Here is a 16,146-nt window from a genome sequence, read left to right as displayed (position 1 = left end):
CCGGTCAGGTTTGACGGGCGGCCGCCTGCGAGGCGGCCGCTGCCGGCGCCGCCTTCGATGGCGGCGCCTTCTCGACGGGCTTGACGGCCGTATCGGGCGCGAACTGCGCGACGTCGTCGACGATCACGCGCTCGCCGCCCGTCAGGCCGCGCGTGATGCGCCAGTCACGGCCGCTCATCTGGTCGGCCGCGACCTCGACGTCCTTGACCTTGCCGTTCGGGCCGACGACGCGCACCGACGTGCGGTCGCTCGTGCGCAGCAGCGCATCGCGCGGCACGAGGATCGCCCGCTGGTCGACCGCCGTGTCGAGCGCGATCCGCACATACGCGCCCGGCAACAGCTCGCGCTCCGGATTCGGGAACAGCGCGCGCATCGCGACGGTGTCGGTGGTCGGATCGACCGCGAGATCGCTGAACAGCAGCTTGCCCTTCAGCGGATAGGCGCTGCCGTCGGCGCGCAGCAGCGTCACGGCGATGTCGTGCTGCGCAATGCCCGTCGCGCGCCCGCTCCTCACCGCGCGGCGCAGCGCGTCGACATCGGCGGCCGGCTGCGAGAAGTTCACGTAGATCGGATCGAGCTGCTCGACGGTCGTGAGCGGCGTTGCCTGGTCCTGGCCGACCAGCGCGCCCTCGGTCACGAGCGCGCGCCGGGCGCGGCCGGCGATCGGCGCGGTGACCGTCGCATAGTCGAGCTGCAACTGCGCCCGCGCCAGCTCGGCCTTCGCGGACGCCACCTCGGCCTTCGCCTGCGTGTCGGCCGCGACGGCCTCGGTGTGGTCGCGCTCGCTGACCGCGCGATCGCGCACGAGGTCCTCGTAGCGACGACGCTTGTCGCTCGCCGCGAGCGCGGCGGCCTGCGCCTTCGCGAGCGCGCCCTGCGCGGCATCGCGCGCGGCCTTCAGCGGCGCCGGATCGATGCGGAACAGCACCGCGCCCTGCTTCACTTCCTGGCCTTCCTCGTAGGTGCGCGCCGTCACGATGCCGGCGACCCGCGCGCGCACCTCCGCCTGCCGGTACGCATCGAGCCGGCCCGGCAGCTCGACGGTCATCGGCACGGCCGTCGGGCGCACCGTCACGACGTTCGCCTGCTTCACGGCCTCCGGCGCGGCGTCCTTGTCGCCCTTTCCGCATCCGGCCAGGACCAGCATGGCCGCCAGCGCGAACGGCGCCAGCCGGTGGCGCAACAGGGAGCGATTGTTGTTCATAGTGACCTCGGATCGTTCGCCGCCGATACAATGCGGCGGTTCGGGGTGGCCGATTATAATCAGTCACGACTGATTAAATACACGCTATTTCAATCTGACCGTCATACTGTCTCAATAAAACGACAGCGAATTGTAAGGAATTTCAGGACATGGCCCGCAAGACCCGCGAAGAATCGCTCGCCATCAAGCACCGGATCCTCGACGCCGCCGAGCTCGTGCTGCTCGAGAAAGGCGTCGCGCAAACCGCGATGGCGGATCTCGCCGAAGCGGCCGGCATGTCGCGCGGCGCCGTCTACGGCCACTACCGCAACAAGATGGAAGTGTGTCTGGCGATGTGCGACCGCGCGTTCGCGCGTACGTCGGAAGGCTTCGACGCCGGCGACGGGCTGCCGCCGCTCGCCACACTGCGGCGCGCCGCGTCGCACTATCTGCAGGAATGCGGCGAGCCCGGCCCGATGCAGCGCGTGCTCGTGATCCTCTATACGAAGTGCGAGCAGAGCGAGGAGAACGGCGCGCTGCAGCGGCGCCGCATGCTGCTCGAACTGCAGATGCTGCGGATCACGAAGGCGCTGCTGCGCCGCGCGATCGCGGCCGGCGAAATCGCCGCCGATCTCGACGTGCACCTGGCCGCCGTCTATCTCGTGTCGCTGCTCGAAGGCGTGTTCGCGTCGATGATCTGGACCAACCGGCTGCGCGGCAACCTGTGGAACGACGCGGAGGCAATGCTCGACGCCGGCTTCGACGCCGTGCGCGCGTCGGCCGCGCTGCGCAGGGGCGCACACAAATTGCCGGACTGACGGGAATTGGCGTAACAAATGCCGGTTTAGCCCGATTTATCGCACTGCGGAACGGCCGAGCTGACCCTCTTTAAAATTTTTAACGATTCACGGAACATCGGTAGACTGACGCGGTCATCTCTCTTTAGCGTCTTCGTGATATCCGGGTTCGACCCGGTATGCACGCCGCCGTTCGAAGCGGGCCCGCCCCGCGCGTTGGGTCGAACGGAAACGACACAGGCCCCTGGCGGGCCCTGTCTTGTTGCACGCCCGCCGCCCGCCCGTCGCTCGACGGATGCATCGCCGGCGGCCCCTGCCCACACCCCTTTGAACCGCTTTCCTGGATGTGGACACCTTGGTCAAGCCTGCCGCCCCCCCTGATGCTTCCGCACCCGGCCGCACGCAGCGCGTCATGCGCGCGCTCGTGCCGGCCGCCGTGCTCGGCGCCCTTGCCGCACTCGGCTTCGCCGCGCTGCCCGCCGTGTCGCAACTGCCGGGCGCCGTCGACTCGGGCACGGCCGCGTTGCCGCAGCGCGTGCTGTCCGACACGCCGTTCCCGACCGCGCAGCATTTCGTGACGAGCGAACTCGCCCGCACGATCGGCGAGCGCAACGACCGCAACGTGCAGCCCGGCCTGTTCGCCCCGCTCAGCGCGCACCGCAACGACATGCTCGGCTATGCGAACCTGTTCCGGTTCGCGACCCCCGACAGCCCGCACGGGATGCGCGCGGGCAACATCGAGCTCACGCTGTCCGATACGCTGAACCGTCTCGACGTGCCGCCCGAAGTCCGCATCCAGCTCGGCGATCTCGTGAGCGGCAAGGTCGCGATGCGCGCGAGCGCGCAACGCGGCGACTACTACCGCATCGCGTTCGATACGGGCGACGGCACGCCGCGCCTCACCGCGCTCGAGCTGCGCGTGGCCGGCCGCACATTCGGCGCGATCTGGTTCCGCGCACCCGGCGCCGGGCACGGCGCGTACTACGCGCTCGACGGCGCGCCGCTCGAAGCCGCCGCGTTCACGATGCCGGTCAGGTGGACCCGTATCAGCTCGTTCTTCGGCGAGCGCATCCATCCGCTGTCGCAGGCGATGGCGTTCCACACGGGAGTCGATCTCGCCGCGCCCACCGGCACGCCCGTCGACGCGGCGGCCGACGGCGTGGTGTCGTTCGTCGGCACCGATCCGGGCGGCTACGGCCGCTACGTGATCGTCGATCACGCCGACGGCTACTCGACCTATTACGCGCACCTGTCCGCATTCGCGGCCGGGCTCAAGACCGGCGACACCGTGGCGCAGGGCCAGCGCATCGGCTCGGTCGGGATGACCGGCGCGGCGACCGGCCCGCACCTGCATTTCGAGGTGCGCGTGGCGAACCGCCCGGTCGACCCGCTCGTCACCCTCGCGAGCGCGCAGACGGCGCTGTCCGACATGCAGCTCACCGCATTCCGCCAGGAAGCGGCGCAATGGCGCTTCCGCCTCGCGTCGGTCAGCACCGCATCGTTCGCGTTCACGCAAAACGACGGGCCGCTGTGGGGCGACTTCGCGACCGATCCGTCGACACTGCGCGCGGTCTTCAACACGCATTACTCGGCATCGTGACGCGCGGGCCGCGCACCCGCCGTCAGCCGGCGGGTTCCGCCCGCTCGGCCGCCGCATGCGCGGCGCGTGCCGTGCGCGGGCCGCGCGACAGCAGCCAGCGCGCCGCGCCGTCCAGCGACGTGCACAGCACCAGATAGATCAGCGCGACGAACAGGAAGATCGGCGCCGGATACACCATCAGCCGGTTGTTCACCTGCGTGGCGACGAACGACAGCTCCGGCACGCCGACGATGTACGCGAGCGACGTATCCTTCACGAGCGCGACCCACTGGTTGACGAACGACGGCGTCATGATCCGGATCGCCTGCGGCAGCAGCACGTGGCGCACCGTCTGCCAGCGCGTGAGCCCGAGCGACAGCCCGGCCTGCCATTGCCCCTCGCCCGCCGCGACGATGCCCGCATGCACCGCATGCGCGAGGTAGGCGCCGCCGATCAGCGCGAGCGCGCACACGACGGTCGCGAGCCCCGGCACATCCATGTGCAGCAGCATGGGCATCAGGAAATACGTCCAGAAGATCAGCATCAGCACCGGAATCGCGCGGAAGAAGCCGATGAACGCGAGCAACAGCACGCGCACGGGGCCGCGCGCGAGCGCCATCGCCACGCCGAGCGCCACGCCGAGTACGGCCGACGCGATCGCGGAGGCGATCGCCAGCGCCAGCGACAGCGCGGCGCCGCCGAGCGGGCCGTCGGGAAAGGCGCCAACCAGCAGATACGGCAGGTTGGAGACGAGCAGCGAAAGATCCATTGTCAGCGCCCCGCCCCCAGCCGGTCGCGCCATTGCGTCGCCGCATCCGCGCCCGCCTCGATCGCCGCCACCGCCGCGACGTACAGCACGGTCGCGACGCCGAACGCGGCGAAGGTCTGGAACGTTTCCGTTTCGACCTGCCGCGATGCATACGACAGCTCGGCCACGCCGATCGCCATCGTGAGCGACGAGTTCTTCACGAGATTCATGTACTGGCCGAACAGCGGCGGCAACGCGATGCGCACGGCTTGCGGCAGCACCACGTAGCGCAGCGACTGCATCGGCGTGAGGCCGAGCGCGGCCGCCGCATCGTGCTGCGCACGCCGCACGCCGCGCAGGCCGGCCTCGCACTCCTCGGCGACGAACGCCGCCGTGTACGCGCTCAGTCCGACCCAGCCCGCCACGAATTCGAACGACGGCCAGGCGAGCGTGAGCGGGCCCGCGCTCACCGCATGCCGCGCATTCAGCCACGCGACCCAGGTATCGGGCAGCAACGACGCGACGCCGAAATACCAGAACAGCAACTGCACCAGCAGCGGCGTGTTGCGGAACGTGACGATGTATGCGGCGGCCGCCGCGCGCGGCGCCGTGCCGCGCGCATGCCGCATGATCGCGAGCAGCAGCCCGCCGGCGGTTGCGGCGAGGGCCGATGCGGCCGCGAGGCCGAGCGTCAGCAGGAAACCCTGCCAGAGCCAGGACAGATATTTGGGAGCCAACCCGAGCATGCTGAGGTGCGCGCGACAGGCGCGATCGAAGTAAAACGAACCGCGCCGCGACGCCGGTTCCCGGCCGGTCGCGGCGTGCGTGCGATGAGGATCAGGTCTTGTCGCCGATGCGGTAGATGCGCGTGAGCGGCGTCTTCGTCGTCGGCCCGAACCATGCGTCGTAGATCTGCGCGGCGCGGCCGTTCGCCTCGAGCCCCTTCAGCGTGTCGTTGACGAAGCCGAGCAGGCGCGTCTCGCCCTTCGGCACGCCGACGCCCATGTAGTCGTTCGAGATCGTAAAGGCCGGGATCTCGTAGTTCTGCTTGTCGGGCACGTTCGCGAGCAGGCCGATCAGTTTCGGGCCGTCCTGCGTGATCGCCTGCACGTTGCCGGCGCGCAGCGCGGCGAACGCGAACGGCGTGTCGTCGTACGCGACGATCGTTGCCTTCGGGAATTTCTCGCGCAGCGTGGTCTCGTTGGTCGTGCCCTTGTCCGCACCGACGCGCAGCGCGTTCAACTGGTCGGCCGATTTCAGCACGCCCTTCTTCGCGAGAAACTGCTGGCCCGACGAGAAATACGGAATGCTGAAGTCGACCTGCTTCGCGCGTTCGTCGGTGATCGTGAAGTTCGCGAGCACGAGATCGACCTTGCCGGACGTCAGGAACGGAATGCGGTTCGCCGGGTTGGTCGGCTGCAGTTGCAGCTTCACGCCGAGCTTGTCCGCGAGTGCCTTCGCGTAGTCGACGTCGAGACCGACGATATGGTTGTTCTTGCCGTCGACATAGCCGAACGGCGGGTTGCTGTCGAACGTCGCGACGCGCAGCACGCCGGCCTTCTTGATGTCGTCGAGACGGTCCGCATGCGCAACGGTGCCTGCGGTGACGAGCGCGGCCCCGACGAGCCACGTAGCGAGAGTGTGGAATTTCATGAGCACGACCTGATTTGTTATGAAGGCTACCGCGGATCGCGCGGCGGCCCGGTTCGAGGAACATCGCAATGCATGTGGATCGCGAAGCCGCTAACGTATCAGCGCGGGCGGCGAATCCGAACCAACAAATGGTGCTTTGCTCTGCGGATTTCGTGATGAGCCGGACGCGTGGCGTGAGATGCGGCACGCCAAAAAAAGACGCCCGCTGCACACAGCGGGCGCGAATCCCAGTCAAGGAGGTATCACACGAACTACGGGTTCAGATTGCGGAAATCGCACGTGATAGACAACGAATCGATTTCCATATCGATATGCCGTGGCGCGCTTACGCTGCCTCTTCCTGCGTCGAACGACGCATCCCGTCGCCCGCCGCGCCGAGGGCGCGCGCGGCGATCCGGTTCGCCGCGCATCGCGACGCATGAGAGGCGTGATGCCGCCGATGCTTCGGCGCGTGCGGCGAATCCGGGCCGACAGATCGACGGATGGCGGGTTCGCCTGCGCGTAAGGCGCGATGAAGGCCGTCGCACGCCGTTCCTCTGCACGCGTGTCGCGCCGGGGCCGTTACGGAAACGTGAACGTGAACTCCGCCGCGCCGCCCGCGTAGCCGGCCCTGAGTTCGGTATCGGTGCCGGTCCGGATGTACTGCGCGCTCAACGGCATGACGGCGGTGTCGCCGATGCGCTTCATCGGATATTGCTTCGCCTTGTCCGGTTCGTCGTAGCTGATTCGTTCGCCGCTCAGGCCGTTCGTCATCACGATGTTGAACCCGCGCGCGACCGCCTGGCCGTCCGGTGCACTCAGCTCCAGCAGCGTCTTGTCCGCGTTCGGCTTGACGGCCTTGTCGCGGAAGCTGATCGTCGGCTTCGCCGCGGCCGCGCACTGACTGAGCGTGATGCTGAAATCGACCGGCTGCGACGTCGCATGCAGGTGGGCGAACTGGCTGAGCGACGCCCTGCCGAGATTGACCGGCACGATCATGTTCGACTCGACTTCGCATTGTTTCGGCACCGGAATGCCCCCGCCGCCGCCGATCGTCAGGTTGCCGACGCCGGTATAGGTGATCGACTGCTTGCACAGGTTCGGCGGGTTCGGACGCTCGGGTACCGTCACGGCGCTGCCGAGCGATGCCGTCCCTTTCGGCAGCGCGAGCGCATACAGCACGATGCTCGGCGCACCGGGCAGGTCGTTGACCACGAGTTCGCCTTCCGGCAACCCGGTCGCCGAGCGGGTCAGCACGAGCTCCTGGAGAAAATAGGCCATCAGCGCATCGTCGGGGGCCGTCCCGTTCTTGACGATCAGCGTTTTCGCCACCGCCATCGGGTTGACCGCCTGCGTCAGCGTGCGGTTTTCCCCGTCGTTGCCGACGCCCGACCAGCGCAGCGCGATGCCGTCCACGTTCGTTTGCGCGGCGCCGGCCGGTATCACGGTGCCCGGCTTCCAGTGTCCGGCATTGACCATCTCGTACTCGGTCGAGGTTGCCGTGCCGTACTTGTACTGCACGACGAGCGACACCATCCGCTGGTAGAGCACCGCGCCGGCCGGCGTACTGTTCGTCAACCTCGTGACCTGCTTCCAGTCCGTCGCCTTGATGTTTTTGAACGTGCAGTCGACCGCCGTAGCGGCGGCAAACGCAGGGCCGGCTTGCCATATGCACGCCGCGCAGCAGGCTGCCGCGCCCAGGCGTGCGGGCGTCCGCCCCCATCGGTACGCTCGCCGTAGAATCGTCGTCATGCTGTCTCCCGTTTCCCGTTGATGCCGGCGACGGGCGCCGTGTCGCCCGTCGCCAAGTGCGTTACTTCTCGATCACGCCCAGGTTGATGCCGGCGATCTGCTGCTGCGCTGCAGCGCCGACCGCATCGCTCCACCGGAACGTGCCGCGATTGACGCCGACGAGCCCGCCATACACCTGGCGCCACGAGGCATTGGTGCTGTTGTTGACGCGACCGCTCGCGGTCGAGATCTGGACGAGCCCCGCGTTCAGCCCGACGAGCCCGCCGAGCGTTGCCTGGCAACCGCCGCTGACCGTGCCCGACGACGCCGAGTTGGAGATCTCGCCGAGGTTGTCGCCGACGAGCCCGCCGACGACGCTGGACGTGTTGCCCAGGACGTTGCCGGTCGCGAGCGCGACGGCGATCACGCCCGACGTCGCGTTGGTGCCGGCAAAGCCGCCCACCGACGCATACGTCCCGCCGATCACGTCGCCGCTCGCATCGTTGTTGGTCAATATGCTCTCGTTGTAGCCCGCGAAGCCGCCCGTCTTGCTGTAGTTGCCGCCGGTCGTCTTGCCGCGCGCGACCGAATGCTCGATCGTCCCGTTGAGGTGGCTTCCGACGAAACCGCCGACGTTGCCTTGCCCGCCGGCAACCGTACCGTGCGCCTCGGCGTGAGCGATCCACGCGTCGCGCCCCTGGTTGATGCCGACGAAGCCGCCCGTCGCACCGGACGACGCGCTGGTGACCGCGCCCAGTGCACGGCTGCCGACCACGGAACCCTGGTTCATCCCGACGAACCCGCCGATCGCCTGCGCGGACCGGCCGTCCACCACGCCCGTCGCCATCGAATCGGCAATCGCACCCGCGTTGTAGCCGACCAACCCGCCCGCCGTACCGCCGGTACCGCCCGTCGTGTTCCCGGAAGCCTTGCCCTGCACGACGCCGCCGGCCAGGTTCGTGCCGACCAGGCCGCCGACGTTGACGCCCGACAGGCCGGCGGCGGACGTCGAGCCGAGGCTCGTCCCGTTGCGGATCGTGCCGCCGCGGTTCACGCCGACGAGGCCGCCGAGCGACGCTGCGTTCGATGCGCCGCCCGATACGACGGCGTTCGCCGTGCTGTCGGAGATCGTCGCTTCGTCCGCGCGTCCGGCGGCCGCGGCATGCTCGCCGACGAGACCGCCGGCGGCGTAGGTCATGCCGTTGCCTTCCACCCTGCCGGCGAACGACGATTGCGCCACGCTGCCGCGATTGATGCCGACGACGCCGCCGAGCACGTTGCTGCGGCTCGCGCCGGCGCGCACCACCGTGTTGTCCGACACGACGACGTTCGCGATCTCGCCGCGGTTCTCGCCCGCCACCGCACCGATCGCGACCGGCCCGGGGCCCGCGGCCGCACCGACGTTCGACGACTTCATGATCAGGTTCGCGATGCGGCCCATGTTGAGGCCGAACAGGCCCGCGTACGGGCTGCCGCTCGTGATCGACAGCTTGCTGACCGAATGGCCGAGACCGTCGAACACGCCGTGGAACGGCGTGTCGGCGCCGATCGTCGTGAATGCGGTGTTGTAATAGCTGCCGACGAGGTCGTTGCCGAGCACGTACAGGCCGCCCAGGTTCGCGTTCATCGCCTGCAACTGCGCGAGGTTCTGGATCACGGTATAGAGAAAGCCGTTCGACTCGAACGCCACGCCCGCGCCGGACAGCGTGACGGAGGCGCCGTTGCCCAGCGAATACGTGCTGCCGTAGTCGAGCCTGAAACGGGCGTTCACGCCGGTCAGCGAGACCGGCGCGGCAATCCGCGCGCCCTGCGCCGCGTCGATCGTCACGCCGGCGTTCGCGCCCGTCGCCTGCAACGCGCCGTTCACCGCGACGTCGCCCTGCCGGCTCGTGAGCGTCAGTTGATTGCCGGTTGCCCAGGTCACCGGGCCGTCGACCGACAGCTTGCCCTGCTCGGCGACGAGCTGGATATCCGTCATCCCCAGATTGCGCGAAAGCGTATCGGCGACGATCGTGCCCGGCCGGCTCGCGCCCGTCGTGACCGACACGTCGGACGACGCGATGCGCCACACCCCACCGCGTCCGTTGGTGGCGCGGGTGTCGACCGTCGCGCCGAGCGCGACCTTCATGTCCGCGCCGCGCGTGTCGATCGTGCCGCCGTTGCCGGGCGTCGACGCGCTGGCGTTGAGCGTGCCGGCAACGTTGACCGTGCCCGCGTCGTAGCCGTCCAGTGCGATCCGTCCGGCGGAATTCCTGAGCGTGCGCGCCTCGATGGCGCCCTGGTTGTTCACCACCGTCTGCAACAACGTATCGGCGGTGCGCGCGCTCATCAACACCTGACCGCCGTCGGCCTTCAGCAGCCGTTCGTTGCTGGCCAGCGCGTTGACCGCACGCTTGTCGACCTGCAGGCTGAGCAGCTTCCTGCCGTCGAAATTCAGCGTGACGGCGCTGCCCGCCGCGAGTCCGACGGTGCCCATCTGGGCCTGGACGACCCCACGGTTCATCACCTGCGCGCCCAGCAGCGCAATCGCGCCGCCTTCGCTCGCGACGAGGTTGCCGCTGTTCTGCACGATGCTCGGCGACGCGCCGGAGAACCGGTAGTGCCCGGCGGCGAAATCGGCGTTCCCGATGTCGAGCGTCGACGCGACGAGGCCGCCCACGTTGACCTTCGCTCCGCTGCCGAACAGGATCCCGTTCGGGTTGACGAGGAACACGCGGCCGTTCGCGTCGATGCTGCCGTGAATCGCACTGCCTTGCTGCCCCGTGACCCGGTTCAGCGCGATCGACGACGCGGACGGCTGGTTGAACGTGACGCGCTGCCCCGCATCGACGTTGAACGACGACCATTCGGTCAGCAGCTTGTCGCCATGCTGGTTGATCGACATCTGCCGGCCGTTGTCGTAACGCAGGATGTCGGCACTCCCGGACACGACGTTCTCGCCGACCGGCAACGCATGCGCGGCGCTCATCGCACCGCCGGCGACACATGCGACGGCAAGCATCCTCGCGGTGCGCGTCGATGCCTTGCCTCGGCGACGCGCCCGTTCCCCCGCGACCTGCCAGATTCCCTGCCCGTTGTTCCATACCAGAGCGTAGGTCTTGTTCATTGTGAATTTGCCTTGTGATAGTTGATTCCCTGCCGGTATCCCCTGCAGGACGGGTATTGCACGGTTTGCCGGTTGCCTCGGCGATCAATGCGCATCGAGCCGCCCCCGGTGCTCGCGCGGCCGGCCGCCGTCGTCGACCGCGTCGAAGACGATGTCGTCCGCCGGCGGGCCCGGCGGCGCATCGAGCGGAATCTCGGCGCGGCCGAACGGCTCGACGTCCACCGCGCCGCCGGCCAGCACGACGGGCCGCCCCTGCAGGACGACGCGCGTCAGCGTGACGTAGAACGGCGTCGGGTTCTTCGACACGAGGACGGGACGCGCCCGCGCGTCCGGATACGTCCACGTCAGGCGATCCGGTGCGTCGCGCGGATCGCCGTCGATGCCGCGCGGCCGGTACAGCAGCTTCATGCGCAACCGGTACGCAATGCGCAGCATGTTGTCGGCCGGCCCGGCAGGCGGCACTTCGAGCAGATTGATCCAGAAGCGGGATTCCCGATCCGATGGCAGCTCGTCGCCCACCGCGCGCACGCGCACCGCCAGCGCGTGCTGCGGGTCGAGCCGCGCAAGCGGCGGCGCAACGACGAAAGGCACGCGCAGCCCGCTCGGATCGGCGTTCGCATTGCCGTCGTCGAGCCAGATCTGGACGAGGAGCGGCGTGCTGCCGGAATTGCGTGCGGTGATCGTTTCCGCACGCGCGCCGCCGGGATAAATGAAACGCGTGCCGACGACCGACAGCGCCGCCTGCGCGGGCAGGGAAACGATCGCGGGCGCGATCGCGGCGGCCGCGAGCAACGCGGCGCGAAGCGCACCGGACAGGAAGCGCCCGCCGCGCGGCATGGGCCGCCGCCGGGCCGGGAACGACGCGAAATGGAAAAAGACGACGCGCATCGACCTACGGCCTCCCGGCGGGAGCCGTCGCGGCCGACGGCGGCAGCGGCGGCAGCGACGCCGGCGAACGGCACACGCGCGTGAGCGTCACGTAGCCCGTGCCCGCGCGCTGCTCCGCCGGCACCGAATAGTCGATCGCACACTGCTGATCCTCGCGCGGGCCCCACTCGACCCGGATGTGTCCGTCGTGCTCGCCGCTGCGTACGAACAGGCGGCTGCCCTGACCGACTGCCCCGAGCAATGCGCCCGTCCGCGCATCGAGCGCGCGCGCGGCGAACGGCAACGGCCGGCCGTCCTCCATCGTCGTGTCGATCAGCAGCGCGCGCGCCTTCACCGTGTCGTAGGAAAGCAGCACGACCGCGCCGGCGCGGGGGGCGACGCTGCGCGAGACCGTCGTCATCTCGACGTCGTCGGGAACGTCTTTCGGATCGATGTCGATCCGGTTGAGCTGATAAGGCACGAGGCTCGGGACGATCGCATAGCCGGACCGGTTGACCCGGGCGTCCGACGTGCCGACCGACGCGCCCTGCGCGTCCGGCGCGCGCACGATGCCGACGGTCTCGCCCAGCGTCGGCCCGGGCGTCACGCCGCCCCGGTGTACGACCAGCCCGCCCGACGCGCTGAGCGACGCCTGCTGGTAGCCGCTGCCCATCCCGAAGTTGCCCGCGAGCGACGCCGTCGGCATCCGGTAGCCGACGCCGAAGCTGCCCGACGACGCGCGGTTGCTGCCGTCGTAGGTCGCCGACAGCGAGTACGAGCCGTCACCCTGTTCGCCGAAGCGCCCGGACACGCCGGCCATCGCACTGGTGCCCGCGCTGCTGTCGTGCGTGACGAGCGTGTTGAACGTCGGTGCGCGGCGCGCGTTCCGGTCGAGCGGAATCGACACGCTCACGCTCGCGAGCGTGTTGCCGGCTGGACGCCCGAACGACGACATGCCGGCGGACACGTTGCGCACCCGCTGCACCGACGCGTTCACCGTCACGTCGCGCCATTGCTTGCTGTAGCCGAGCGTGAAACTGAGCGTCTGGCCGCGCCCTGTCCAGTAGCTGAGCGACGAGCCGTTCAGATAGACGTTGCCGGCCTGCCCGACCTGCTGGCTGAGGTTGAGATCGACTCGGTTGCGCAACCGCGGAAACGCGTCGGTGGACAGCCCCTGGGCGGTCCTGCCGGCTAGTTGCAGCGCATCGCTCAGGCCGAGATAGCCTTTGGTCGAATAGCGGTACGCGAGCAGCGAGAAGTTCGTGCCGCTGTTCGGCAAATTCTTGCTGTACGACACGCGGATGCTGGAGCCGTTCATCCGCCCGGCGCCGGCGGGCTGCGCCCGCGCGACCGTGACGTCGGCCGCGATGCCGCCGATCGGCGTGTTGAACGCGATGCCCGTCAGCACCGACTGGTAGCGTCCGGCAAATGCGCCGCCGCCGTATGCGGTCACCAGGTTGTTGATCCCGCGCTGCACGGTGAACTGGCCGACATATTGCGCACCGCCGCCCGCACCGGAACCGAAATCGATTGCACGGCCCGCCATCGCACTGAATCGCGTGCTCCCCGGCCGCAGCAACTGGACCGTCGTCGCGAACGGCACGACGAAGCTGTGCGCGTCGCCGTTCGATTCGGTCACCGTCACGTTCAGGTCGCCGCCGTAACTCATCGCCTGCAGGTCGTCGAGCTCGAACGGCCCCGGTGCGACCGTCGTTTCGTACACGAGATAGCCGCGCTGGCGGATCGTCACGCGCGCATTGGATTGCGCAACGCCGCGCACGACGGGCGCGTAGTAGCGCAGCGTGTCGGGCAGCATCCGGTCGTCGCTCGATATCTGGATGCCGCGAAACGATACGGCGTCGAACAGATCGCCGCTCGTCGAGCTTTCCCCGACGAGCAACTGCGCCCGCCATGCGGGCAGATCCGTCTGCGCATAGACGTTGCCGCGCTGATAGCGCATCGCTCCGCGCTGCGACCAGGTGAAATTGCCCGTATGGCGAATCCGGAACGGCCCGGCGTTCGCGCCCATCGTCAGCCCCGTATAGAGCTGCGCGAACTCGTAGCCGCTTGCGCGCGTCGTAAACGCCATCGCGTTGTAGTTCACGAGTGCGGCCGGCACGCCGTTCGTCCAGGTCGATGGATCGACGTAATTGCTGCGGCTCGCGAGCCGCATGTAGAACTGCGGAACGACCAGATACAGTTTCTGTTCGTCCTGGTCGAACGACAGCTCGGCCCCGGGCACATGGCGGGAGATCGGCTCGCAAAGCAGCCCGTCCGGCATCGGCTCTGGCGGCGCATCGCGATCCTGGCCGCGCTCGCTGCGCGCCAGATCGACGCCCGCGCGCTGCAGGATCGCGCGGTCGTAGCATGGCCGGACGCGGCCGTCGCCGGCGCGCCGGAACGTAATCTCTTCCACGCCGCGCCATTGCCCGTTGACGACGAAATCCACGCGGCGCAGCCCTTCCACCAGCACGTTCGGACGCTCGTAGGGCGTCGTGTCGATCGGTGTGGCTCCGGCCCCGTGCATCAGCATCGATTCGTCGAAGCGGATCGCGTCGCCGGCCGGCCATGCGGGCTCCACCGCAGCCGGTGCATCGTGGCCGGCGCTGTCGCGCGCCGGCGCGGCAGTCGCCGCGGCCGCACGCTCCACGAGCATGCCCGCGCTCGCGACCGCGACCGCCACCCGCGTCAGTGCCGATGCGATCGCCCGCCGACGCGAACACGACCGACGGCGCGGCGCGGGTACCGGGGCGCACAAGGAAGGAATTGCCGGTAAGGTCTGCATGAAGAACCATGTTGTTTCGCATGCCGAATCAACAGACCGTCGTATCGACGCGTGAAACGGCATGTTGAATCGTGCCTCGGTGCGGTGCTGCCTGACGGCCTGCTCAGTCCGCCAGTTTTTTCGTTATCGTGGTGCGTCCGCCATAGTCGTCGATGACCATGTACCGCACGGTTGCAGCCTTGTTCGCCGAGATCGCGACACCCGGCAGCACGAACTGCGCGTGGCCGAACGGCGCGACCATTCCGCCACCTGCCGATGCGAACGTGCCGCCCGCATCGCTCTCCACCTTGCCGAACGACACGTAGTACGGCGTCGGGTTGGCCACTTCGAGCACGAGCTTGCGTTCGTGCCCGCCTGGCGCTGCCGCGACCGTCTTCCACACCAGTTGATCGGGCGCGGCGTCCACGCCGTCGGCGAGCGCCGTCGGTCGAAAGAAAAGCTTGATGCGCGTGCGGAATCCGAAGCGCAGCTGGTTGTCGCTATCCTTCTGGCTGGCCGGCACCTCGAGGACGTTCAGCCAGTAGACCGATTCGCGATCGCCGGGCAGCGACGCCGGCGTGTGCGTGATGCGCAGCACGGCGCCGCGGCCGGGCTCGACGCGCTTCAGGGCCGGCGCGACGACGAACGGCACCTGCAATTGCTCGGGAGGCACGTCGACGCGGCCGTCGTCGATCCAGCTCTGCGCCAGTACCGGCTGCTCCGACGTGTTTTCGACGCGCACCGTCACGTCGCGCTCGCGCTCCGGGAAGACGATACGCGTGCCGTTCAACACAAGCGCCGCCTGTGCCGGCGCGGCACAGGCAGCCCATGCCATGACACAGCACATCACTACATGATTAATAGTACGAAATGACAGGGTCATGGCACGGGACATGGACTGCGGCGATCAGTAATAGGCCAGCGTGTAGCGGATGAACGAATTGCCCGACCCGGTCTTGATTCCGGCCTGATCGACCGTCGACACGTAGACGGCCGAATAGGTCAGGGTCGCCGTATTGTTCTTCACGGTCGCGACCTGCGCATCCGCCAGGTTTTGCGGCTTGCCGAGCCAGATCTTGCCGGCCTTGCCGTTGCCGGCGTCGCTGACCTGGATCTCCACGCCTTCGGCGGGCTTGGTTCCGACGAGCTTCAGGTTGCCGGTTGCCGGATTGACGTTGACCGACGCCGGGTCGAAATCGATCACGACCTTGGTGTCGTCGGTACAACCCGCGTTGCCGCCGATATTCAGCGCGAACGGCACCGGCGTGGACGTCGAACCGGCCGTGGCGAACGTGCTCGGGTTGATATGGTTGCCCAGCGATACTTCGCGGATGTTGTCCACGCCCGGCGCCTGGCCGTTGATGTTGCACGTGACGTCCGAGATGCTTCCCTCGAACTTGATCGTCCCGTCATATGCATGGGCAACCGTCGGGGCCAGTACGGCGCCGGCGATACCGGCCGCAACCCAGCACCGAAGAAGTTTCATCTTCATTTCCACGTTCCTATGAGATTGATTGGCTTGTGGCATACCGGCCGACAGGCGCAATGCCGCTTGCTTCATTGGCACGACGCGAGATGACGGCCGCGTCGTCATTTCCAAGGCAGCGAAATCTTTCCCGCCCCTTCGAATATTGACGACCCCGCAATTCTATTTATCCAGACTTGAAATGAATATCGTACAAGTAAGAAATTAGTAAAGCATCTCGCGTTTCCGCAGAACCGGATTCGATAAATCAATT

At 68.2% G+C, this 16,146-nt stretch carries 13 protein-coding genes; 3 read left to right on the top strand and 10 right to left on the bottom strand.

The annotated features are described in order from the left end of the window. Window positions 1–4 precede the first annotated feature (4 nt). On the bottom strand, window positions 5–1,204 hold the full coding sequence (locus GQ57_RS15245) for a MexX/AxyX family multidrug efflux RND transporter periplasmic adaptor subunit (RefSeq protein WP_031398660.1): 1,200 nt from the start codon (window positions 1,202–1,204) through the stop codon (window positions 5–7). A gap of 149 nt (window positions 1,205–1,353) precedes the next feature. Here GQ57_RS15245 and GQ57_RS15240 point away from each other — a divergent pair, with 149 nt between their 5' ends. Next, on the top strand, window positions 1,354–2,001 hold the full coding sequence (locus tag GQ57_RS15240; RefSeq protein ID WP_031398659.1) for a TetR family transcriptional regulator: 648 nt from the start codon (window positions 1,354–1,356) through the stop codon (window positions 1,999–2,001). Between the two features lie 334 nt (window positions 2,002–2,335). Further along, window positions 2,336–3,580, top strand: a complete 1,245-nt coding sequence (locus GQ57_RS15235; protein WP_031398658.1) for a M23 family metallopeptidase — start codon at window positions 2,336–2,338, stop codon at window positions 3,578–3,580. Between the two features lie 22 nt (window positions 3,581–3,602). Here the strand turns inward: GQ57_RS15235 and GQ57_RS15230 are convergent, their stop codons facing one another. The 7 genes from GQ57_RS15230 to GQ57_RS15200 form a co-directional block, all read right to left on the bottom strand. Continuing rightward, complete coding sequence (locus tag GQ57_RS15230; RefSeq protein WP_031398657.1) at window positions 3,603–4,328, bottom strand: amino acid ABC transporter permease; 726 nt, start codon at window positions 4,326–4,328, stop codon at window positions 3,603–3,605. 2 nt (window positions 4,329–4,330) lie between these two features. Further along, window positions 4,331–5,053: an amino acid ABC transporter permease gene (locus tag GQ57_RS15225; RefSeq protein ID WP_034198260.1), complete on the bottom strand. Its 723-nt coding sequence runs from the start codon at window positions 5,051–5,053 to the stop codon at window positions 4,331–4,333. A 91-nt stretch (window positions 5,054–5,144) separates the two neighbouring features. Continuing rightward, on the bottom strand, window positions 5,145–5,960 hold the full coding sequence (locus tag GQ57_RS15220; protein WP_031398655.1) for an ABC transporter substrate-binding protein: 816 nt from the start codon (window positions 5,958–5,960) through the stop codon (window positions 5,145–5,147). Window positions 5,961–6,521: 561 nt separating this feature from the next. After that, on the bottom strand, window positions 6,522–7,517 hold the full coding sequence (locus GQ57_RS15215) for a fimbrial protein (RefSeq protein WP_235215063.1): 996 nt from the start codon (window positions 7,515–7,517) through the stop codon (window positions 6,522–6,524). 235 nt (window positions 7,518–7,752) lie between these two features. After that, entirely contained in the window at window positions 7,753–10,776 is a 3,024-nt protein-coding gene (locus tag GQ57_RS15210) for a two-partner secretion domain-containing protein (protein WP_034198258.1), read from the bottom strand. Window positions 10,777–10,860: 84 nt separating this feature from the next. Further along, entirely contained in the window at window positions 10,861–11,664 is an 804-nt protein-coding gene (locus tag GQ57_RS15205; RefSeq protein WP_235215062.1) for a fimbrial biogenesis chaperone, read from the bottom strand. A 4-nt stretch (window positions 11,665–11,668) separates the two neighbouring features. Then, complete coding sequence (locus tag GQ57_RS15200) at window positions 11,669–14,299, bottom strand: fimbria/pilus outer membrane usher protein (protein WP_034198274.1); 2,631 nt, start codon at window positions 14,297–14,299, stop codon at window positions 11,669–11,671. Between GQ57_RS15200 and GQ57_RS41665 the strand changes: the two genes are divergently transcribed. Beyond that, a complete protein-coding gene (locus GQ57_RS41665; RefSeq protein WP_152603258.1) occupies window positions 14,298–14,483 on the top strand; it encodes a hypothetical protein in 186 nt (61 codons plus the stop codon). The genes GQ57_RS15200 and GQ57_RS41665 overlap by 2 nt on opposite strands. Window positions 14,484–14,531: 48 nt before the next feature. On the opposite strand, the gene GQ57_RS15195 is transcribed toward GQ57_RS41665, so the two are convergent. Both GQ57_RS15195 and GQ57_RS15190 read right to left on the bottom strand, forming a co-directional pair. Next, window positions 14,532–15,290, bottom strand: coding sequence for a fimbrial biogenesis chaperone (locus tag GQ57_RS15195; RefSeq protein ID WP_034198257.1), 759 nt, complete (start codon window positions 15,288–15,290; stop codon window positions 14,532–14,534). A 24-nt stretch (window positions 15,291–15,314) separates the two neighbouring features. Further along, window positions 15,315–15,899 carry a fimbrial protein gene (locus GQ57_RS15190; RefSeq protein ID WP_031398649.1) on the bottom strand — a complete coding sequence of 195 codons (585 nt, stop codon included), beginning with the start codon at window positions 15,897–15,899 and terminating at the stop codon, window positions 15,315–15,317. Window positions 15,900–16,146 lie beyond the last annotated feature (247 nt).

This window comes from Burkholderia sp. MSh2 (assembly GCF_000731655.1).
GTDB classification, from domain to species: domain Bacteria; phylum Pseudomonadota; class Gammaproteobacteria; order Burkholderiales; family Burkholderiaceae; genus Burkholderia; species Burkholderia paludis.
The sequence above is the reverse complement of the archived record's forward strand: the minus strand, read 5'-3'. Positions and strand labels throughout refer to the sequence as shown.